Source organism: Sphingomonas caeni (assembly GCF_026013415.1).
In the GTDB taxonomy this organism is placed as follows: Bacteria; Pseudomonadota; Alphaproteobacteria; order Sphingomonadales; family Sphingomonadaceae; genus Sphingomonas; species Sphingomonas caeni.
The window spans coordinates 159,122-180,926 of the sequence record NZ_JAPDOK010000002.1 but is presented as its reverse complement, the minus strand read 5'-3'; the positions used below and the strand labels follow the sequence as shown (position 1 = coordinate 180,926).

16 protein-coding genes and 1 tRNA gene are annotated in these 21,805 nt (G+C 66.7%); 13 read left to right on the top strand and 4 right to left on the bottom strand.

The window, feature by feature from the left end; genetic code table 11:
• Positions 1–28 precede the first annotated feature (28 nt).
• The 3 genes from OF829_RS05490 to OF829_RS05480 all read left to right on the top strand — a co-directional run bounded on the left by OF829_RS05490 (position 29) and on the right by OF829_RS05480 (position 1,233).
• On the top strand, positions 29–238 hold the full coding sequence (locus OF829_RS05490; RefSeq protein WP_264938979.1) for a hypothetical protein: 210 nt from the start codon (positions 29–31) through the stop codon (positions 236–238).
• Positions 239–342: 104 nt separating this feature from the next.
• The gene (gene sciP / locus OF829_RS05485) at positions 343–642 is read left to right on the top strand and encodes a CtrA inhibitor SciP (RefSeq protein ID WP_264938978.1); all 300 of its coding nucleotides are present in this window, start codon (positions 343–345) and stop codon (positions 640–642) included.
• 330 nt (positions 643–972) lie between these two features.
• Positions 973–1,233 (top strand): GlsB/YeaQ/YmgE family stress response membrane protein, encoded by a 261-nt coding sequence (locus OF829_RS05480; protein ID WP_264938977.1) that lies wholly within the window; start codon positions 973–975, stop codon positions 1,231–1,233.
• Positions 1,234–1,290: 57 nt separating this feature from the next.
• Here the strand turns inward: OF829_RS05480 and OF829_RS05475 are convergent, their stop codons facing one another.
• Positions 1,291–1,992: an SIMPL domain-containing protein gene (locus tag OF829_RS05475; RefSeq protein WP_264938976.1), complete on the bottom strand. Its 702-nt coding sequence runs from the start codon at positions 1,990–1,992 to the stop codon at positions 1,291–1,293.
• A 180-nt stretch (positions 1,993–2,172) separates the two neighbouring features.
• Positions 2,173–2,436, bottom strand: coding sequence for a GlsB/YeaQ/YmgE family stress response membrane protein (locus OF829_RS05470; RefSeq protein WP_264938975.1), 264 nt, complete (start codon positions 2,434–2,436; stop codon positions 2,173–2,175).
• 252 nt (positions 2,437–2,688) lie between these two features.
• Between OF829_RS05470 and OF829_RS05465 the strand changes: the two genes are divergently transcribed.
• Genes OF829_RS05465 through OF829_RS05455 form a run of 3 tightly spaced genes read left to right on the top strand, consistent with a single transcriptional unit; the run spans position 2,689 to position 8,404 of the window.
• Entirely contained in the window at positions 2,689–3,939 is a 1,251-nt protein-coding gene (locus OF829_RS05465) for an efflux RND transporter periplasmic adaptor subunit (protein WP_264938974.1), read from the top strand.
• Between the two features lie 3 nt (positions 3,940–3,942).
• Entirely contained in the window at positions 3,943–7,095 is a 3,153-nt protein-coding gene (locus OF829_RS05460) for an efflux RND transporter permease subunit (RefSeq protein ID WP_264938973.1), read from the top strand.
• Positions 7,096–7,138: 43 nt separating this feature from the next.
• Positions 7,139–8,404, top strand: coding sequence for a DUF445 domain-containing protein (locus OF829_RS05455; protein ID WP_264938972.1), 1,266 nt, complete (start codon positions 7,139–7,141; stop codon positions 8,402–8,404).
• A gap of 99 nt (positions 8,405–8,503) precedes the next feature.
• On the opposite strand, the gene OF829_RS05450 is transcribed toward OF829_RS05455, so the two are convergent.
• Positions 8,504–9,187, bottom strand: coding sequence for an HAD family hydrolase (locus OF829_RS05450; RefSeq protein WP_264938971.1), 684 nt, complete (start codon positions 9,185–9,187; stop codon positions 8,504–8,506).
• Positions 9,188–9,248: 61 nt separating this feature from the next.
• Between OF829_RS05450 and OF829_RS05445 the strand changes: the two genes are divergently transcribed.
• Genes OF829_RS05445 through OF829_RS05430 form a run of 4 tightly spaced genes read left to right on the top strand, consistent with a single transcriptional unit; the run spans position 9,249 to position 12,757 of the window.
• Positions 9,249–10,352, top strand: coding sequence for an ABC transporter permease (locus OF829_RS05445; protein WP_264938970.1), 1,104 nt, complete (start codon positions 9,249–9,251; stop codon positions 10,350–10,352).
• Positions 10,343–11,176 carry an ABC transporter ATP-binding protein gene (locus OF829_RS05440; RefSeq protein ID WP_264938969.1) on the top strand — a complete coding sequence of 278 codons (834 nt, stop codon included), beginning with the start codon at positions 10,343–10,345 and terminating at the stop codon, positions 11,174–11,176. The genes OF829_RS05445 and OF829_RS05440 overlap by 10 nt, the downstream gene beginning before the upstream one ends.
• Positions 11,177–11,195: 19 nt before the next feature.
• Entirely contained in the window at positions 11,196–12,170 is a 975-nt protein-coding gene (locus tag OF829_RS05435) for an MlaD family protein (RefSeq protein ID WP_264938968.1), read from the top strand.
• Complete coding sequence (locus tag OF829_RS05430) at positions 12,167–12,757, top strand: ABC-type transport auxiliary lipoprotein family protein (protein ID WP_264938967.1); 591 nt, start codon at positions 12,167–12,169, stop codon at positions 12,755–12,757. The genes OF829_RS05435 and OF829_RS05430 overlap by 4 nt, the downstream gene beginning before the upstream one ends.
• Before the next feature lie 302 nt (positions 12,758–13,059).
• Here the strand turns inward: OF829_RS05430 and OF829_RS05425 are convergent, their stop codons facing one another.
• On the bottom strand, positions 13,060–13,926 hold the full coding sequence (locus tag OF829_RS05425) for a peptidylprolyl isomerase (RefSeq protein ID WP_264938966.1): 867 nt from the start codon (positions 13,924–13,926) through the stop codon (positions 13,060–13,062).
• Between the two features lie 77 nt (positions 13,927–14,003).
• Here OF829_RS05425 and OF829_RS05420 point away from each other — a divergent pair.
• From OF829_RS05420 to OF829_RS05410, 3 genes are all read left to right on the top strand, one after another.
• A tRNA-Ser gene (locus tag OF829_RS05420) sits at positions 14,004–14,094 on the top strand.
• Positions 14,095–14,320: 226 nt separating this feature from the next.
• On the top strand, positions 14,321–19,705 hold the full coding sequence (locus OF829_RS05415) for a HAMP domain-containing protein (RefSeq protein WP_264938965.1): 5,385 nt from the start codon (positions 14,321–14,323) through the stop codon (positions 19,703–19,705).
• 4 nt (positions 19,706–19,709) lie between these two features.
• The gene (locus OF829_RS05410; RefSeq protein WP_264938964.1) at positions 19,710–21,797 is read left to right on the top strand and encodes a response regulator; all 2,088 of its coding nucleotides are present in this window, start codon (positions 19,710–19,712) and stop codon (positions 21,795–21,797) included.
• Positions 21,798–21,805: the final 8 nt, after the last annotated feature.

The following is a 21,805-nucleotide window of genomic DNA, read 5'->3' as shown; positions in this document are numbered from 1 at the left end:
GTTGGATCGCGACGTCGCGGTCACGGCTATGCCGATCGAGCTGGCGGTGCTGCTGGTCGGCGTCGCCGCGCGGCAGGCGGCGAGTCCGACCGCCCGGGCCCAGGCGCAGTTGATGGTCACGACTCCGATGGAGGTGCTGCTCGCCCCCGTGCACGGCGCCTTCCACCGGATCACCGCGCTGGCGCTGACGCGCTATCGCCTGATCGCGCCGGCGCTAACGCCTCGGCAACAGAATTGAAGCGGCCGTTTACCGTGCCGTTTTATCCGATGTTCAAGTCAGGTGGATATCGGTCGTTTTAACGTTGTGAGTGAATGGGGCCCCCGCCCCGATGAGGTCAGTAGATGATTGAGAACCAGAAGATTCGCCCCGCCAAGGTAATCGGCCCGCTCGGCGAACCGCTGACGCTGGATTCGCTGCCGCCGCCCGAAACGACCCGCTGGGTCGTGCGCCGCAAGGCCGAGGTGGTGGCTGCCGTCAATGGCGGGCTGCTCAGCGTCGACGAGGTCTGCGCACGCTACAACCTCACCGTCGAGGAATTCGCCGGCTGGCAGCGCGCGATCGATCGCTCGGGCATGCCGGGGCTGCGCGTGACGCGCATCCAGCATTACCGCTCGCTCTACGAGCGCCAGCAGAAATACTGATCCCGGTTACGCCGGGCAAGATGGCGGCCCGCTTCCCGAAAGGGGAGCGGGCCGGTTTCGTTTCCGGTGGTCGCCTCACGGCGACGGAGCGGCACCGGCCCACTCCGCCACCCAGTGTGAGGTGAACAGCGCCCCGCGCTGTTCAGGTCATGCCGGGGGCATGACCGACCTCACAATCCCATAGGCTACTAAAGTAAGGGAGGCCGGGTGGGGGAGTGGGCCGGTGCCGCAGCTCAGCGCAGCGCAACTAAGGAATCGGGAACCAACTGAGGCCGTTACGGCTTTTTCTCCCGCATGCCCGGATGGCCGGGCGTAAACGGAGGGTTTGAAATGGTCGGACTTCTGGTTTGGCTCGTGATCGGCGGCGTCGTGGGCTGGCTCGCCAGCATGGTGATGCGCACCGACGCGCAGCAAGGACTCTTCCTCAACATCGTCGTCGGCATCGTCGGCGCGTTTCTGGGCGGGGTGCTGTTCGGCGGCGGCACCATCAACGAGGCGCCCACCAACCCGACGGCATTCCTGGTCTCGCTGGTCGGCGCGATCATCCTGCTCGCGGTGGTCAATCTCATCCGCCGCGGCGCGGTGCGCTGAGCCACAAGAAGCGGAGGGAAAAAAGGGCCGCGGGGATGACCCGCGGCCCTTTTCACGTCATTTCAGCAGGAAGCGCACGGTCACGGTCACATTGACCTCCTGCTCGCCGGGCATGACCTCGGCCTTGTCGGCGAAACCCATCCGTATCCCTGCAATCGGCATGGGGCTCGCGCCGCCCTCCGAAATCGTCAGGATCCGGTCGACCCGCAGCCCCGCCGCCTTGGCGTAGAGTTCGGCCCGCGCGCGCGCCTTGCCGATCGCGTCCACCCGCGCCTCGTCCATCGCCGCGTCGGGCTGGGCGAGAGTCAGATTTGGCCCCGAAATCGTGTTCGCGCCCTCGCGGACGAGCGTATCGAGGATCGTGCCCGCCTTCGAAATGTCCCGGAATCGGACGGTCACGCTGTTCGAAGCCTGATAGGCGAAGATCACCGGCGGCTGGTTGTCGCGGTCGCGATATTGCGGCGAGAGCGAAATATTCGAGGTCTGGATGTCGCGCTCGGCGACCCCCGCCGCCCGCAGCGCGGCGATCACCCGCGCCATCTTGGCATTGGCCTGGGCATAGGCCTCGCCCGCGGTCGGCGCCTGTGTCGTCACCCCGGCCTGGACGATCGCGAGATCGGGCACGCGCGTGGTGCGGCCCTCGGCCGAAACCTCGAGCACGGTGCCGTCGATCATCTGCGGCACAGGCGTCACCTGCGCCTGAGCAGGCAGGCTCGCAACGGCGGCCGCTGCCGCCAGACCCAGAATCAACGCTCTCATCTCAATCTCCCGGAAAAAAGTCCCGCGCACGGGGCTGCCGTACGCGGGACTAATGCAATCTGAACGGCTTTCACCGCTCACGCGGCGATTGCGGTGCCGGCCCGCTCCCCCACCCGGCCTCCCACAGGATACTAAAGCAAGGGAGGCCGGGTGGGGGAGCGGGCCGGCACCGCGATAAACCTACGTCCGCTTCGCCATCACCAGCCGGTAGACTGCGAGCAGCAGGATCGCGCCGCCGGTCGCCGCCAGATATTGCTGCCACCAGATCGCGTGGGTCAGGTCATAGCCCATCATCGGGGTCAGATAGAAAGCGAGCAGCGCCCCCGCGATGCCGAGCAGGATGGTGACGATGACGCCACCCGGGTCCTTCCCCGGCATGATGATTTTGCCGAGCACGCCCGCGACGAGGCCGATCAGAAGCCAGCCGAGAATACCGGTAGGCATGGTGTTTCCTCCTGTAAGCGGCCCGTTCGCGCGAGCCTGGACCGGAGAGTCGCGCCGCGCGGGCGCCATTGCAACCGCTTTCTTAACCCTGCACCGTTTCGGCCCGGTCCAATCCCCTGCCACCCTTGCAGAATATTGCGAAAACGGGCATTGGCGCGCCGGGGGACGAAACCGCGGCTTGTGGTCGGTGCCTTATTCATCTAATACAGCGCTTCTTGGGCCCGGCCAGCGGCCGGTTTCGAGGATGCGCACATGAATTATGAGGCAGGCATGTTCGGTAGAAACGGGGATCAGCTGGCACTGGAGGGTGATTACGGGCGCAAGCGGCGCTGGCCCTGGATCGTCGGTATCCTGCTGGTCGTGGCGATTCTCGCGGTCGCCTTCGTGATGATGCGCGCGCCCCAGCCCGCGGCCAAGGGCGCCGCCAAGGGCGCGCCGGGCGCCGCTGCCGCGGGGCAGAAGAAGGGCGGCAACGATCAGATGCCGACCGTCACCTATGCGACGCCCGGCATCACCAATGTCGAGATCGTGGTCACCGGCACCGGCACGCTCGCCGCCAAGCGCGAAATGCCCGTCGGCGTCGCCGGCGAAGGCGGCCAGGTCACCCGCGTGCTCGTCGAGCCGGGCAGCTGGGTCCAGGCCGGCCAGGTGCTCGCCACGGTCGACCGCTCGGTCCAGTCGAACACCGCCGAATCGCAGGCCGCGCAGGTGCGCGTCGCCCGCGCCGACGCCACGCTCGCCGAGGCCGATCTCAAGCGCGCCCAGTCGCTCGTGGGCCGCGGCTTCGTCTCCAAGGCCGATATCGACCGCAAGACCGCGACCCGCGATGCGGCGGTGGCGCGCGTTCGCGTCGCCGAGTCGCAGCTCAACGAGACGCGCGCGCGCAACCGCCGCCTCGATATCCGCGCGCCCGCCGCCGGGCTGGTGCTCACCCGCGCGGTCGAGCCGGGCCAGATCATCAGTGCGGGCTCGGGCGTACTGTTCCGTATCGCCGCGGGCGGCCAGATGGAGCTCCGCGCCCAGCTGAGCGAGGCCGATCTCCAGCGCGTTCATTCCGGGGTCGGCGCCCAGGTCACGCCGGTCGGCGGCGCCCAGGTATTCAACGGCACGGTGTGGCAGGTCTCGCCGGTGATCGATCCGCAGAACCGCCAGGGCATCGCCCGCATCCAGCTCAGCTACAATCCGGCGCTCCGTCCCGGTGGCTTCGCCTCGGCGCGGATCGTCGCGGGCGGCCAGCAGGCGGTGATCCTGCCCCAGTCGGCGGTGCAGACCGACGAAGAGGGCAAGAATTTCGTGTACATCCTCATCGACTGCCAGAAGAACAAGAAGGGTGAGCTCACCCAGTGTTCGGCGCAGCGCAAGCCGGTCACCACCGGCGACGTGAGCGAGCAGGGCGTGGCGATCCCGGCCGGCCTCGACGGCAGCGAAATGGTCGTTCTCACCGCCGGTGCGTTCCTCACCCCCAACCAGAAGGTCATTCCGGTCAAGCAAGGGACCAAATAAGCCATGAACTTCCGGAACATCTCCGCCTGGGCGATCCGTAACCCGGTTCCCTCGCTCGTCCTGTTCATCGCGCTCACCATCGCGGGCTTTTTCAGCTTCGCGCGGATGGACGTGAACAACGATCCCGACATCGAGTTCCCGATCGTCTGGATCGCGATCTCGCAGCCCGGCGCCGCGCCGGCCGAGCTCGAGACGCAGGTCACGCAAAAGGTGGAGTCGGCGGTCCGGAGCCTTCAGGGCATCGACGAGATCAACTCGACCGTCCAGGAAGGCAATTCGCAGACGATCGTCCAGCTGGCGATCGGCACCCCGATCGACCGCGCGGTCGAGGATGTGCGCTCGGCGATCCAGCAGATCCGCTCGGACCTGCCGGACGGCATCCTCGAGCCGCAGGTCGGCCGCGCCGACACCACCAGCAACGAAATCGCCAGCTTCACCGCGATCGCGCCCGACATGACCGTCGAGCAGCTGAGCTGGTACATCGACAACACCGTGTCGAAGGAGCTGCTCGCGGTTCCCGGCATGTCGGCGGTCAGCCGTTCGGGCGGCGTCGATCGTCAGATCCGGATCAACCTCGATCCCTTCAAGCTGCAATCCTATGGCCTCACCGCGAGCCAGGTGAACCAGCAGCTGCGCCAGGTGAACCTCAACGCGCCCGGCGGCCGCACCGAAATCTCGGGCTATGAACAGTCGGTCCGCGTGCTCGGCAATGCCAAGAGCGCCTATGCGCTCGGCCAGACCCAGATTTCGCTGGGCGGCGGGCGCACCGTGCGCCTCGCCGATATCGCCAAGGTCGAGGATTCGTTCGCCGAACAGCGCAGCCGCGCCAAGTTCGACGGGCATCAGGTGATCGCGTTCGACATCAACCGCGCCAAGGGCGCCTCCGACGTCACCGTGTTCCACGATGCCGACGCCAAGCTGAAGAAGCTCGAGGAGACCAATGGCGGCAAGGTCCGGTTCGAGCTGCTGTTCAACTCGTCCAAATATGCCGAGCAGCAATATCACTCGGCGATGGAGGCGATGATCGAGGGCGCCGTGCTCGCCGTCATCGTCGTGCTGCTGTTCCTGCGCGATTGGCGCGCGACCTTCATCTCGGCGCTCGCGATTCCCTTGTCGGCGATTCCCAGCTTCTTCTTCATGGATCTGATGGGCTTCACGCTCAACCAGATGACCCTGCTCGCGCTCAGCCTGGTGGCCGGTGTCCTGGTCGATGATGCGATCGTGGAGATCGAGAATATCGTCAGACACATGCGCATGGGCAAATCGGCCTATCAGGCCTCGATCGACGCCGCCGACGAGATCGGCGTCGCGGTGGTCGCGACCACCATGTCGATCGTCGCGGTGTTCCTGCCGGTGGGCCTGATGCCTGGCATTTCGGGCCAGTTCTTCAAGAATTTCGGCATGACCGTGGTCGCCGCGGTGCTGATGTCGCTCGCCGTCGCGCGCCTCATCACGCCGATGATCTCGGCCTATTTCCTCAAGGCCAAGGGCCACAAGCCGCACGGCGAAGGCCCGGTGATGAACGCCTATCTGGCGATGCTGCGCTGGACGCTCAGGCATCGCTGGTCGGCGGTGCTCGCGGGCTTCGTCGCCTTCGCCATGACGATCGCCTGCTTCTTCATCCTGCCGATGACCTTCCAGCCCGAGCAGGACGAGGACGCGATCACCGCGACGATCGAGATGGTACCCGGCACCACGCTCGAACAGACCGAGCGCGTCGTCGATCAGGTCGCCGCGATCCTCAGGAAGGAAAGCGGCACGGTCGAGCATGTCTATTCGCGCTCGGGCGTCGGCAATGGCCGCGTCGTCGCGATCCTGCGCGACAAGCGCCCCGAGCAGAGCAACGCCTTCCAGCGCCGCATGGCGCCGACGCTGCTCAAGATCGCCGATGCCCGTGTCGGCTTCCGCTCGCAGCAGGGCTGGGGCTCCAGCGGCCGCGACATCACCGTCACGCTGGGCGGCGAGGATCCCCAGCTGCTCAACGATACCGCGCTCAAGCTGGTCGAGGCGATGCGCGGCATGAAGAGCCTCACCGCGCCGCGTATCTCGGGCGACCTTCAGCGGCCCGAAATCCTGATCAAGCCGCGGCTCGATCTGGCGGCCAATATGGGTGTCACCACCGCGGCGCTCAGCCAGGCGATCCGCACCGCGACGCTCGGCGATATCGACCAGAACAGCGCCAAATATTCGCTGTCCGACCGCCAGATCCCGATCAAGGTGGCGATGAACGAGGATGCGCGCACGCGCCTCTCGACGCTGCAGAACATGCCTGTCCAGACCCAGTCGGGCGGATCGGTGCCGCTGCGCGTGATCGCGGACATCAGCTTCGGCGCGGGCCCGACCAAGGTCGAACGGCTCAACCTGCAGCGCCGCATCGTCGTCGGTGCCGACCTCGCCATCAACCCGGCGACCGGCAAGCCCTGGGTCAACAGCGAGGTGATGAAGCAGATCCACGAGCTGGATGTGATGAAGCATCTGCCCCCGGGCATCGGCGAACTGACCGTCGGCCAGGCCAAGTGGCAGGCGGAGATGCTCACCAACTTCTTCATCGCGCTGGGGGCAGGCATCTTCCTCGTCTTCGCGGTGCTGGTGCTGCTCTATCGCCGCTTCATGTCGCCGCTGGTGAACATGGGCTCGCTGCTGCTTGCGCCGCTCGGCGGGCTGCTCGCGCTGCTCGCCACCGGCCAGCCGCTCTCGCTCCCGGTGTTCATCGGCATCCTGATGCTGTTCGGCATCGTCGCGAAGAACTCGATCCTGCTGATCGATTTCGCGATCGAGGAGATGGAGAAGGGCGTCGACAAGTTCACCGCGATCCTCGACGCCGGGCACAAGCGCGCCCAGCCGATCGTGATGACCACGATCGCGATGGTCGCAGGCATGATCCCCACCGCCGTCTCGCTCAGCGGCGACGCCTCGTGGCGCGCGCCGATGGGCATCACCGTGATCGGCGGCCTGATCCTGTCGACCGTGCTGACGCTGGTGATCGTGCCCGCGAGCTTCAGCCTCGCCACCGGGGTCGAGCAATGGCTCGGGCCGAAGCTGCGCAAGACCTTGCTCACCTATAATCCGGGTGACGAAGCGGGCAGCCGTGTGATCGACCTGAAAAAGGGCGAGCATATCGACCATTATCCCGACGATCCCCACCCGGCGGAGTGAGCGCCTGAGTGAACTTAGGCCGGTCTGAACGATTGGGGAGCGCATGAACCTGTTCGCGCGCTCCCCCCGTCCGGCCGATCCGGTCTCGCCGGAGCTGCGCCGGATGCGCTGGATCGCAAGCCTGTTGCTGGTGGCGATGGCGGCGGTCTTCCTCGCCGCGCGCTGGGTCGGGCCCGTCCACCCGGTCGTCGGCTATATCCGCGCCTTCGCCGAGGCGGCGATGGTGGGCGGCCTGGCCGACTGGTTCGCGGTCACCGCCTTGTTCCGCCACCCGCTCGGCCTGCCGATCCCGCACACCGCGATCATCCCGCGCAACAAGGACCGGATCGGCGCCACCCTCGCCGCCTTTCTGCGCGACAATTTCCTGATCCCCGGCGTCGTTGCGCGCCGCATGCGCCGCGTTGATGCCGCGGGCGCGCTCGGGCGCTGGCTCCAGCGCCCGGAAAAGGGTGGCGGCCGCCTCGGCACCGGCGCCAGCCGCCTTGCCGCCGATCTGCTCGAATCGCTCGATCAGGAGCGGCTGGGCGGGATGGTCAAGAGCGCGATCGCGGTGCGGCTGCGGGGCCTCGAGACCGCGCCGCTGTTCGGCAAGGCGCTCGAGGCCGCGATCGCCAGCGACCGCCATGTGCCGATGCTCGACGGGATGATCCGCTGGGCCTCGCGCATCCTGCTCCACAACGAGCATCTGATCCGCGACATGGTCCATGCCCGCGCCGGCGGAATCATGCGCTGGACCGGGCTCGACGAGACGCTCGCCAACAAGATCATCGACGGCCTCCACAAGCTGATCGACGAGATGGCGTCCGACCCCGGCCACCCCTTGCGCGCCAAGGCCGAGGAGGGGCTCGCGGGGCTCGCGCACGATCTCCAGCACAAGCCCGAGCTCCGCGCCAAGGTCGAGGCGTTCAAGATCGAGATGCTCGCCAACCCCGCGCTCCAGCAATGGATCGAGGGGCTGTGGGAAGCGAGCCGGGCCGGCCTGCTGGCGATCGCGCGCGATCCCGGCAGCGCGATGGCGGGCAAGATGGGCGATGCGATGCTCCAGTTCGGCGCGACCCTTCAGAATGACCGCCGCCTCGCCGACACGATCAACCGCTTCGTCCGCCGCGCCGCGGTGGGGGCGGCGGCGGATTATGGCGACGGCATCGTCCGGCTGGTGTCGGACACGATCAAGGGCTGGGACGCGCGCACGGTGACCGGGCGGCTGGAGAACGCCGTGGGCCGGGACCTGCAATATATCCGGATCAACGGGACGCTGGTCGGCGGGCTGGTCGGCGTGGCCATCCATGCGGTGGATACGCTGCTCTGACTCCCATTGTCGTCATCCCGGCGAAAGCCGGGACCCAGGGTAGCTCAGCCGTGTCGCTTGCGGCTCTGGGTCCCGGCTTTCGCCGGGATGACGGAGGGGTTAAAGCCAATCCAGCGCCACCCATCCCTTCGCCTTGGCCAGCGCCGCCAGCGGCCCATGCGCGTTCACCGCAAACGCCTCATCCGCCCAGGCCAGCAGCGGCGCGTCGGAGACATGATCCGAATAGGCCCGCACATGGCACCCGCCCCGTACGATCCCTTCGCGCGCCAGCCAGGCCTCGACCATGCGGAGCTTTGCGCCTCCGTAACAGTTGTCCCCTTCGAGCTTGGCAAGGACACGCCCCTGCGCATCGCGCTTCGCACCTGTCGCGATCACATCGCCAATCCCCAGCCGCGCGGCGATCGCGGCGGCATAATAGCCGTGCGAGGCGGTCGCCATCACGATCCGGTAGCCCTCGGCCCGGTCCGAAGCGATCCGCGCCCGCGCGCCCTCGAGCACCCCCGTCGCCGCGACCTGATCGGCGAACGCCTCCGCCACCGCGCGCATGTCGTCTTCCGAAAGCGCCCGGCCGAGCATCAGCCGCTGGCTGATCTCCTTGAGCCGCGCCCGGCTCACCAGTTTCAGCATATAACCCAGCCCGGCCAGTCCCGCCGCGGGCAGCAGCGCCAGCCGCCACGGCGCGCGCGCCCTTGCGGCATGGATCAAGAACGGCGTCCAGGTGGCCGCGCGGGTGATCGTCTTGTCCATGTCGTAGATGGCGAGAAGCGGCGAAGGTGTGGGCATTGACCCATGTAAGTCGCCAGGCGCTTGCCGTTCCACCCCAAAACGCGGCAAGGTGTGCGCGATGAGCGCTTATGCCGATTTCAGCGGGGCCGAGAGCGGCGGAACGCTCCGCTTCACCGGCGATCTGTCGCTGGCGCGGCTGGGCAACTTGCCCGCGCGGCTCGATGCGCTTCCCGATACCGTGGTCAAGGTCGATCTCAGCAAGATCGACCGGATCGACACGGTCGGCGCCTGGGTGATCCATCGCTTCGCCCAGGCGCGCGGCGCGACCGTCACCGGGCTCGACAAGGACGCGCAATATCTGTTCGACCAGGTCGCCGCCGCGCAGCAGCCGGTCGCGGTCGCCCCGCCCCAGATGGACCCGTTCAAGCGCGTGCTCGGCGAGGTCGGCGATGCGGTCGTCCAGGCCGGGCACACGCTCTACGGCCTGCTCGGCTTTCTCGGCGCGACGATCATCGCCTTCGTCAACATCGCGCTCCACCCCCGCCGCTTCCGCTTCAACGCGACCGTCCACCGCTTCGAAGTGGTCGGCGTTTCGGCGCTCGGCATCCTCGCGCTAATGAACTTCCTGATCGGCATCGTCATCGCCCAGCAGGGCGCGGTCCAGCTGCGCCAGTTCGGCGCGGAGATCTTCACGATCAATCTGGTCGGCCGCATCACCTTGCGCGAGCTCGGCGTGCTGATGACCGCGATCATGGTCGCGGGGCGTTCCGGTTCCGCGTTCGCCGCGCAGATCGGCACGATGAAGCTCACCGAAGAGATCGACGCGATGCGCACGATCGGCGTGTCGCCGATGGAAGCGCTGGTGGTGCCGCGCACGATTTCGGTGGTGCTGATGATGCCCCTGCTCGGCTTCTATTCGGCGCTGATCGGGATCATCGGCGGCGGTCTGTTCTGCTGGGTCTCGCTCGGTATTCCGCCGGTGACCTTCATCCAGAATATCCGCGAGGTCGTGCCGCTCGCCGATCTCTGGGTCGGGCTGATCAAGGCGCCCGTCTTCGGCGTGATCATCGCGATCACCGGCTGCTATCAGGGCATGCTCGTCGAAAGCGACGCCGAGCAGGTCGGCCACCGCACCACCACCGCGGTCGTCCAGGCGATCTTCCTCGTCATCGTCCTCGACGCCTTTTTCGCGGTCTTTTTCGAGCAGATCGGATGGATCTGAACCGGCCCGCCTCGAAGGATGAGCCGATCATCCGGGTGCGGGGTCTCCGCAACACCTTCGGCGACGCGGTGGTCCACAACGATCTCGATCTCGACGTGCGCCGGGGCGAGATTCTCGGCGTGGTCGGCGGCTCGGGCACCGGCAAATCGGTGCTGATGCGCTCGATCATCGGGCTCCAGACCCCCGATGCCGGCGATATCGAGGTGTTCGGCGAGAATACGATCGGCCGCGAGGAGACCGAGGCGGTCGATATCCGCAAGCGCTGGGGCATCCTCTTCCAGGGCGGCGCGCTCTTCTCGACGCTCACGGTGGCGGAAAACGTCCAGGTCCCGCTCAAGGAATTCTACCCCGCGCTCGACCAGCAGCTGCTCGACGAGATCTCCGCCTACAAGGTGGTGATGAGCGGCCTCCCCGCCGATGCCGGTCCCAAATATCCCGCCGAACTGTCGGGCGGCATGAAGAAGCGCGCCGGCCTGGCCCGCGCGCTCGCGCTCGATCCCGAATTGCTCTTCCTCGACGAGCCCACCGCCGGTCTCGATCCGATCGGCGCCGCCGCGTTCGACGAGCTCACCGCCTCGCTCCAGAAGACGCTCGAACTCACCGTCTTCCTGATCACCCATGATCTGGACACGCTCTACGCCATCTGCGACCGGGTGGCGGTGCTCGCGGACCAGCGCGTGATCGCGGTGGGGACCATCCCCGAGCTGCTCGCGTTGGACCATCCCTGGATCCAGGAGTATTTCAACGGGCCGCGCGGCCGCAACGCGGTCCAGGCCGCTGATCCGCCGCGCGAACGCGGGCGCACGCGGAGCCGCAAGAAATGACGTGGGGAAAGAGGGACTGATGGAGACCAGATCGAACCACGTCCTTGTCGGCGCCGTCGTGCTGATCCTGCTCGCGGTGCTCGCGCTGTTCACCGTATGGCTGGCGCGCGTCAGTACCGGCTCCGACCGCGAGTATGACATCTTCTTCAAGCAGTCGGTCGATGGCTTGAGCCCGGGCTCCCAGGTCACCTTCTCGGGGGTGCCTTCCGGCCAGGTCAAGGAAATCGCCTTCTGGACCGATCCGCAGTTCGTTCGCGTCCGCATCACCGTGAAGAGCGACGTGCCGATCCTCCAGGGGACCACCGCCGCGATCCAGGGCAGCTTCACCGGCCCCTCGACCGTCCAGCTCGATGGCGCGGTCAAGGGCGCGCCGCCGATCGCCTGCCCGCGCGAAAACCCCAAATCCGCCTGCCCGCTCGGCGTCCCCGTCATCCCCGCCAAGACCGCGGGGCTGGGCGCGCTGCTCAACTCGGCGCCGAAGCTGCTCGAGCGCCTCTCGACCCTCACCGAGCGGCTGACCGAGCTGATCGGCGACAAGAACCAGGCGTCGATCGCCGGCATCCTCGAAAACACCAACCGGCTGACCCGAGCGCTCGCCGATCGCGGGCCGGAGATCGCCGCGACCCTCGCCGAGACACGGGTGACGATCCAGAAGGCCGGCCTCGCCGCCGAACAGATCGGCCAGCTCGCCGCGACCACCAACGGCGTGCTCGCGGAGGACATCAAGCCCGCGGTCCAGAATCTCAACCGCGCCATCGCCTCGGCGCAGCACAGCATGGAAACCCTGGACGCGACGATCGGTGATGCGCGCCCGGGCCTCCAGGCCTTTTCGCAAAAGACGATCCCCGAGGTCGGCCAGCTCGTCCAGGATCTGCGCCAGATGTCCGCCGCGCTCACCTCGGTCGCCGAAAAACTCGATCAGGGCGGCGCGACCGGGCTGCTCGGCCCGCCCAAGCTGCCCGATTATGACCCGAAGGGAGCCCCCCGCCGATGACGGTCCGTACCCTCTGCCTGCTGGCGCTCGCGCTGCCGCTATCGGCCTGCGTCTCGTTCGGCGGCGGCAAGCCGCCCGCCGCCTATCTCACCCTCTCGCCCGCGGTGACGATGCCCGTCGGCGAGACGGCGAGCTCGGCCAGCGCCGCGACGATCACCATCGGCGTGCCCGTAGTGCCGCAGGAGCTCGCCGCGCCGCGCATCCCCGTCCATCAGGGCGGCATCGCGATCGCCTATGTGAAGGAAGCCGTGTGGGTCGAAGCCCCGCCGCGCCTGTTCGCCCGCCTTCTCGCCGATACCGTGACGGTGCGTACCGGGCGCGTGGTGCTCAGCACCCGCCAGTCGCAGATCGATCCGGGCGCCCAGCTCACCGGAGAACTCCGCATGTTCGGCGTCGATGCCGATCGCGGCGAAGCGGTGGTGGTCTATGACGCGGTGCTGATGCGCGGCAAGGAGGCGGTGTTCGAGAAACGCCGTTTCGAGGCGCGCGTGCCGGTGAGCCCGATCGAGGCCGCGCCGGTGGGCGCCGCGCTCAACCAGGCTGCCAACCAGGTCGCGTCGGAGGTGGCCGACTGGGTCGGGCCGTAACGTGGATCGTGGATCCTCCCCCTGGCGGGGGGAGGTGTCAGCGCAGCTGACGGAGGGGGCGGATTCCAGAACGATCGTTGGGGAGTCCTCCCCCTCCGTCGCCTTCGGCGCCACCTCCCCCTGGCGGGGGAGGATTGAGACGCTTGCTATGTAGGATTTCGCCTGCTCGATTGACCGCGCCGGAAACGGCCGCTCTTTGACTCGTCGAGCTTCGCGCCGTGGCGCCCCGCAAATCCATCAGGATGCGCGTTTCCCCTCGGGCAAAGGTCACCAATGGGCGCGTTTTACGGGACCTTTTCAGGTCAGCCCGGCGTCCGGCGGATCGGCGCTTCCATGTTGCAGATATCCGCGCCGCCGGCCTTCACCCCGAAAAACGCCTCGGGCCGGTTCTCGCGATAGTTGATCCAGGCGGCGAAGCGCACATTGTCGGTGGCGCGATACTGGAAGTGCGGGCGCTCGTCCTCGGGGAATTGGGTGGCGAGCCGCACCGACAGGATCGGCATCTTCTCCTCGTCGGTCTGGTAGCGGCCCAGCGGCCCGGTGCCGCGGGGCAGGCTCGACAGCCACTGCATCCCCTCGATCACCCGGCCGACCATCGCCATGTTGCGGTCGAGATGGCGCGGCGGACTGCCGATCACCGTATAGAGTTCGCCGCCGCTCCCGGTGCTCGGCGCGACATCGCGCGCGACGCCCACCGCGCCATAGCAATGCGGCAGCCAGCTGGTCTTGCCGTCGGTCGCCAGGCTCCAGCCATCGGCGCTGTGGCCCGACTTGACCGAATAGGGATCGGTCCGCGCCAGCGTCGTCACCCCGTCATAGCCGCGATATTCGAACTCCGCGGGCGGGTTCTCGATCACCAGGGGCGGCAGCGGTTTCTCGCTGCCCCACTGGGTGACGTAATTGTCCTGCACCCGCACGATCGCGGTGCCGTCCCACCAATGCGCCTCGGCCAGCTTGCGGATATTGACGACATGCGCGGGCGCATAGCGCGGCGCGAGCCGGATGAAGACCTGGTTGCCCGTGCGCAGCGTGATCACCAGAATCTCGTTGTCGGGGATCGGCTTCCAGTCCTCGGGGGCGGCGTCCCAGGGGTTGGACTGGGCATGGGCCGGCACGGTGAAGGCCAGCGGAGCGGCGAGCGCGATGAGCGCGATCAGAGGCTTGAGCATGGAGTGGAAACTGACACGCCCCGCGCCGCTTGCCTAGGTCCCGCGGAGCCTTTAGGGCACCGCCTTCCAGAGCATGCGGAGCGGTGGCCGAGTGGTCGAAGGCGCTCGCCTGGAAAGTGAGTATACGGCACAACCGTATCGAGGGTTCGAATCCCTCCCGCTCCGCCAGCCTCCGATCCCGCCGGTTATGATCGGACCGAATCCGCTCCCATCAGGGACGCGCCCTTCTCTATCCGATTGGTAGCGCAGGATTGTTTCCGGGCAGGCCTTTCATGGCGGGACAGGCCGGCCGCATTTTTTAACGCGCGCGCTACGAAACTTCTGATATGTCTCGCCTCACGGCCGGGGGGTCGTGAATGCGTTTTTCCCGGGGGGGAAGATGCAGGAGTGATTGGTGCACGCCGAATCCGCCCCCGAAACCCTCGACCACCGCCAACTCGTATCCGCCCTCCGCAGCTTCCGCCGCGGCGATTTCTCGGTGCGCCTGCCCGAGGATCTGGCCGGCCCTGACGGCGAGATCGCCCTGCTGTTCAACGAGGTCGTCAGCCTCGAAGAGCAGATGACCAACGAGTTCGAGCGGCTGTCGCGCGTCGTCGGCAAGGAAGGCAAGATCACCCAGCGCGGCCATGTCCGCGGCGCCACCGGCGGCTGGGAGACCAAGCTGCGCGCGGTCAACGACTTGATCGAGGACATGGTCCAGCCGACCGCCGAGGTCAGCCGCGTGATCGGCGCGGTCGCCAAGGGCGACCTGTCGCAATCGATGACCGTCGAGATCGACGGCCGCCCCTTGCGCGGCGAATTCCTGCGCATCGGCAAGGTCGTGAACACGATGGTCGAGCAGCTCGCCTCCTTCGCGTCCGAAGTGACGCGCGTCGCGCGCGAGGTCGGCACCGAAGGCAAATTGGGCGGTCAGGCCAAGGTGAAGGGCGTGGCCGGTACGTGGAAGGATTTGACCGACAACGTCAACCTGATGGCCGACAATCTCACCGGCCAGGTGCGCAACATCGCCGAGGTCACGACGGCGGTGGCCTCGGGCGATCTCTCGAAGAAGATCACCGTCGAGGTGAAGGGCGAGATCCTCGAACTCAAGAACACCATCAACGTGATGGTGGACCAGCTCAATTCCTTCGCCAGCGAAGTGACGCGCGTGGCGCGTGAGGTGGGCACCGAGGGCAAGCTCGGCGGGCAGGCGCGGGTAGAAGGCGTTGCCGGCACCTGGAAGGACCTGACCGACAACGTCAACCTGATGGCCGACAACCTCACCGGCCAGGTGCGCAACATCGCCGAAGTGACCACCGCGGTGGCCTCGGGCGACCTCTCGAAGAAGATCACGGTCGACGTGAAGGGCGAGATCCTCGAGCTCAAGAACACGATCAACGTGATGGTCGATCAGCTCAACGGATTCGCCTCGGAAGTGACGCGCGTGGCGCGCGAGGTCGGTACCGAGGGCAAGCTCGGCGGGCAGGCGCAGGTGCCGGGCGTGGCCGGCACCTGGAAGGATCTGACCGACAACGTCAATCTGATGGCCGACAATCTCACCGGCCAGGTGCGCAACATTGCCGAGGTCACGACGGCGGTGGCGCTGGGCGATCTTTCGAAGAAGATCACGGTCGACGTGAAGGGCGAGATCCTCGAGCTCAAGAACACGATCAACGTCATGGTCGATCAGCTCAACGGCTTTGCCTCGGAAGTGACGCGCGTCGCGCGTGAGGTCGGTACCGAGGGCAAATTGGGCGGTCAGGCGCAGGTGCCCGGCGTTGCGGGCACGTGGAAGGATCTGACCGACAACGTCAATCTGATGGCCGACAATCTCACCGGCCAGGTCCGCAACATCGCCGATGTGACCACCGCGGTGGCGAAGGGCGACCTGTCGAAGAAGATCACGGTCGACGTGAAGGGCGAGATTCTCGAGCTCAAGAACACCATCAACACGATGGTCGATCAGCTCAACTCCTTCGCGTCCGAGGTCACCCGCGTGGCGCGCGAAGTGGGTTCGGACGGCAAGCTGGGCGGACAGGCGCAGGTCGAGGGCGTCGGCGGCACCTGGAAGGACCTGACCGACAACGTCAACCTGATGGCGGGCAACCTCACCGGCCAGGTGCGCAACATCGCCGACGTGACCACCGCGGTGGCGAAGGGCGACCTGTCCAAGAAGATCACGGTCGATGTGAAGGGCGAGATCCTCGAGCTCAAGAACACCATCAACACGATGGTCGATCAGCTCAACTCCTTCGCTTCCGAGGTCACTCGCGTGGCGCGCGAAGTGGGTTCGGACGGCAAGCTGGGCGGACAGGCGCAGGTCGAGGGCGTCGGCGGCACCTGGAAGGACCTGACCGACAATGTGAACGCGATGGCGGCGAACCTCACCGGCCAGGTGCGCAACATCGCCGAGGTGACCACCGCCGTTGCGCTCGGCGATCTTTCGAAGAAGATCACCGTCGACGTGAAGGGCGAGATTCTCGAGCTCAAGAACACGATCAACACGATGGTCGATCAGCTCAATTCCTTCGCCAGCGAAGTGACGCGCGTGGCGCGCGAAGTGGGCACCGAGGGCAACCTCGGCGGGCAGGCGCAGGTGCGCGGCGTCGCGGGCACCTGGGCCGACTTGACCGACAATGTGAACCTGATGGCAGCGAACCTCACCGGCCAGGTCCGCAACATTGCCGACGTGACCACCGCGGTGGCCAAGGGCGACCTGTCCAAGAAGATCACCGTCGACGTGAAGGGCGAGATCCTCGAACTCAAGAACACCATCAACACGATGGTCGATCAGCTCAACGGCTTCGCCTCGGAAGTGACGCGCGTCGCGCGCGAGGTGGGCACCGAGGGCAAATTGGGCGGGCAGGCGCAGGTGCCCGGCGTCGGCGGCACGTGGAAGGATCTGACCGACAACGTCAACCTGATGGCGACCAACCTGACCAACCAGGTGCGCGGCATCGCCGACGTGGTGACCGCGGTGGCGCAGGGCAATCTCAAGCGCAAGCTGACCGTGGACGCCAAGGGCGAGATCGCCGCGCTGGCCGAAACGATCAACTTCATGATCGACACGCTTTCGGCGTTCGGCGACCAGGTGACCAACATGGCCCGCGAGGTGGGCATCGAGGGCAAGCTCGGCGGCCAGGCGCGCGTGCCGGGCGCCGCGGGCCTGTGGCGCGACCTCACCGACAACGTCAACGAGCTGGCCGCGAACCTGACCAATCAGGTCCGCTCGATCGCCGAGGTGGCCACCGCGGTCACCAAGGGCGATCTTACCCGCTCGATCGCGGTGGAAGCGTCGGGCGAGATGGCCGCGCTCAAGGACAACATCAACGAGATGATCGGTAATCTCAAGGATCAGACGCTCAAGAACGCCGAGCAGGACTGGCTGAAGACCAACCTCGCGCGCTTCTCACGCATGTTGCAGGGCGAGCGCGACCTTTCGACGGTGTCGAACCTGATCATGTCCGAACTCGCACCGCTGGTGAACGCGCAATATGGCGTGTTCTACGTGACTTCGCGCGACGGCGACGAGACCGTGCTCGAACTCGCCGCGAGCTACGGCGCCGAAAGCCGCGACGCGCTGAAATCGCGTTTCGCGCTGCGCGAAGGCCTGGTCGGCCAGGCTGCGGCGGACAAACGCCCGATCCTTCTCGAGAAGGTTCCGCCGAAGTTCCTGCGTGTCGCCTCGGGGCTCGGCCATGCCGCGCCGGCCAATGTGGCGATCCTGCCCGCGCTGTTCGAGGACGAGGTCCAGGCCGTGATCGAGCTCGCCTCGTTCAGCCAGTTCAACGAAACGCACCACAATTTCCTCGATCAGCTGATGGAATCGGTCGGCATCGTGCTCAACACCATCGCCGCGACGATGCGCACCGAGAGCCTGCTCGAACAGTCGCAGCTGCTGACGCAGGAGCTGCAGGCGCGCCAGACCGAACTCACCACCAAGCAGGAGGAGCTCCACAACACCAACGAGGAGCTGCAGGAGAAGGCGCAGCTGCTCGAGAATGAAAAGAAGCAGGTCGAAGCCAAGAATATCGAGATCGACATGGCGCGGCGCGCGATCGAGGAGAAGGCCGAGCAGCTGGCGCTCACCTCCAAGTACAAGTCCGAGTTCCTCGCCAATATGAGCCACGAGCTGCGGACCCCGCTCAACTCGCTGCTGATCCTGTCGAAGCTGCTGTCGGACAACCAGCAGGGCAATCTCAACGACAAGCAGGTCGAGTTCGCGCGGACGATCAACTCGGCGGGCTCGGATCTGCTCAACCTGATCAACGACATCCTCGACCTGTCGAAGATCGAATCGGGCACCGTCTCGATCGAGATCGGCGAAATGCCGATGGCGGGCCTCAAGCAGCATATGGAGCGCACCTTCCGCCAGCTCGCGGCCGACAAGAATCTCGATTTCATCGTCGCGTTCGATCCCGAGCTGCCCGCGACGATCCGCACCGACGAAAAGCGGCTCCAGCAGGTGGTGCTCAATCTGCTTTCGAATGCGTTCAAATTCACCTCGGCGGGGTCGGTCACGCTCGCCGTCCGCGCCGCGACGAGCGGGTGGAGCACCAGCCATCCGGCGCTGCGCGGGGTCGACCGCGCGATCGAGATCTCGGTCACCGATACCGGCATCGGCATTCCCAAGGACAAGCAGAAGCTGATCTTCGAAGCCTTCCAGCAGGCGGACGGCACCACCAGCCGCAAATATGGCGGTACCGGTCTCGGCCTCTCGATCAGCCGCGAGATCGCCCGCCTGCTGGGCGGCGAGCTGCAGGTGCGCTCGGTGCCCGGCGAGGGCTCGACCTTCACGCTGTTCGCTCCGTTCAACGCCGCCGCGCCGGCGCTGCCCGCGATCGAGGGCACGCCCGCGCGCTACGACAATAGCGGCGCGATGGTGCCGACCGCGCTGCCGAGCGCCTTCGATCTCAGCGACGATCGCGACGCGCTGGATGGCGATCCGTTCGTGCTGATCATCGAGGACGATCCGTCCTTCGCCTCGATCCTGCTCGACATCGCGCACGACGCGGGACTCAAGGGCGTCGTCTCGGTTGCCGGTGCGGGTTCGCTGGCGATGGCGCGCAAGCTCCAGCCGCACGCGATCACGCTCGATCTGGGCCTGTCGGATATCGACGGCTTCGTCCTGCTCGATCTGCTCAACCATGATCCCCAGACGCGCCACATCCCGGTCCATGTCATTTCGGGCGCGGACAAGCTCGACCAGGCGCTCGATTTCGGCGCGGTCGCGGTGACCGAGAAGCCCGTCCAGGCGGATGCGCTGCGCCAGGTGTTCGATACGCTGGCGGAGCGCATGACCAGCTCGGCCAAGGTCGTCGAGCTGAAACCCGCAAATCTCGACGAGGCGAGCGCGTCGGCGCCGCGCGTTCCCGAGCTCGAAGGCACGCGCATCCTCATCGTCGATGACGACATCCGCAACATCTATTCGCTCACCAGCGTGCTCGAAAGCTACGGTGTCGAGGTGCTCCACGCCGAACGCGGCAAGGACGGCATCCTGATCCTCGAACAGACGCCCGGCATCGATATCGCGCTGATCGACATCATGATGCCCGAAATGGACGGCTACGAAACGATGCAGCAGATCCGTCAGCGGCCGGCGCTGACCGATCTGCCGCTGGTCGCGGTCACCGCCAAGGCGATGAAGGGCGACCGCCAGAAATGCCTCGACGCCGGCGCATCGGATTATATCGCCAAGCCCGTCGACATCGATCTGCTGCTCGCGCTGATCCGCGTGTGGATCGCCCGCTCGCGCGAAGTCCAGCGCGTCGGCGACCTGATCGTGGCCGAGCGCGGGTGAATCGATGACCAAGCCCGCCAACCCGCTGAAGAGCGTGCCGCCGGCGGAGCCGCTACCGGCGGTCCAGGCGGTCGAGCGCGCCCGGGTGCTCGTCGTCGACGATGACGAGCGCAACCTGCTCGCGATCACCAACGTGCTCGAGGATATCGCCGAGGTGGTGGTGGCCGGATCGGGCGAGGAGGCGCTGCGCCAACTGCTTCGCCATGATTTCGCGGTGATCCTGCTCGATGTCTATATGCCCGGCCTCGACGGCTATGAGACGGCGGCGCTTGTCCGGGCGCGCGAGCAGACCAAGCGGGTGCCGATCGTCTTCCTGTCCGCGGTCAACAAGGAGATCGAGCACCTGCTGCGCGGCTATTCGATGGGCGCGGTGGACTATGTGTTCAAGCCGGTCGATCCGCTGGTGCTCAAGTCCAAGGTCGCGGTGTTCGTCGATCTGTTCCAGATGACGCGCGAAATCCAGCGCAAGGCGCTGCAGGAGCAGCAATTGCTCGACGCGATGCTGCGCGCCAATGCCGAGCGGCTGGATGCCGAGCGGCAGCTGCGGCTCGCCGAGCAGCGCCAGGCGGCGATCATCGAATCGCTGCCGATCATCCTGTTCCTCGAACCGCTCCAGCAGGAGCGGCGCCTACCCGAATATGTCGGCGGCAATTTCGAGGCGGTGACCGGCTTCACGATCGAGGACGTGAAGGCAAATCCCGATCTCTGGGCCGAACGAATCCACGACGAGGATCGTGAACGCGTGCTCGCGGCGCTTGCCCGGCGCCAGGAAACGGGGCGTCTCAATGTCGAATATCGCTGGCGCGCCGCCAACGGCAGCTATCGGCATCTCCACGATCAGGCGGTCGTGCTCCGCGACGCGCGCGGCGAACCGCTGGAATATGCCGGCACGATCATCGACGTGACCGAGCGCAAGGAGCTGGAGAGCCAGCTGACGCAGGTGCGCAAGATGGACGCGATCGGCCAGCTCACCGGCGGGATCGCGCATGACTTCAACAATCTGCTCGCGGCGATCCTGGGCGGGCTCGGCATGATCGAGCGGCGCGTCCCGCTCGAAGCCGAGGAGCAGCGCGTGCTGGGCATGACGCGCCACGCAGCCGAACAGGGCGCCGGGCTGGTCAAGCACCTGCTGGCCTTTTCGCGCCGGCAGAAGCTCGAGCCCGGCCGGGTCGATGTTGCGCGGCTCGCCGGCTCGCTGAGCGAATTGATGAACCACATGCTGGGCGGGATGGTCGAGGTCAGCTGGGCGTGGGACGAGGCGCTCGACGCACCCTATGCGGATGCTGCCCAGCTCGAGCTGGCGCTGATGAACCTGATCATCAACGCCCGCGACGCGATGCCCGAGGGCGGCGTGGTGACGGTGCGCGCCTCGAACCGCGAGGTGACCGATCCCATCGCCGGCCTCGATGCGGCGGCGGGCGCCTATGTCGTGTTCGAGGTCATCGACACGGGATGCGGGATCGCGCCCGAGCTGCTCGAACAGGTGATGGAGCCGTTCTTCACCACCAAGGCGATCGGCAAGGGGACGGGGCTGGGGCTCAGCATGGTCTATGGCTTCGTCAAACAGTCCGGCGGCGCCATTCGCGTGGAGAGCGAAGTCGGCAAGGGAACGGCAGTGGAGCTCTGGCTCCCTTCGGCGCCCGAGCATGAGGCGGGCGCGATCGCCGAGCGGCAGCCTTCCGAATTTCCGCCCGGCGAGTGCCCGGCATTGAACATTCTCCTGGTCGACGATCATGAGGGGGTCCGGGCGACCACCATGGCGATGCTGGCCGACCTCGGGCACCGCGTGGTCGATGTGGGGGACGGCGCCAGCGCGCTCGAGCTGCTGCGCGCATCTCCCGAATCCTTCGACATGGTGCTGACCGACTATGCGATGCCGCGCGTTTCCGGCGCCGATCTCATCCGGCAGATGCGGCAGCTGCGTCCAGGCCTGCCCGCGCTCATCATCACGGGCTATGCCGAGCCCGACGCGGCCATCCCGCCGGCACCCGACGTTCCGATCCTGGCCAAGCCCTTCTGCGACGAGCAGCTTCGCGCGTCGCTTCGCCATGCCTGCGCCTCGAAAACGGTCCCCTCGGAAGAATCGGTCTAGCAAGGGGG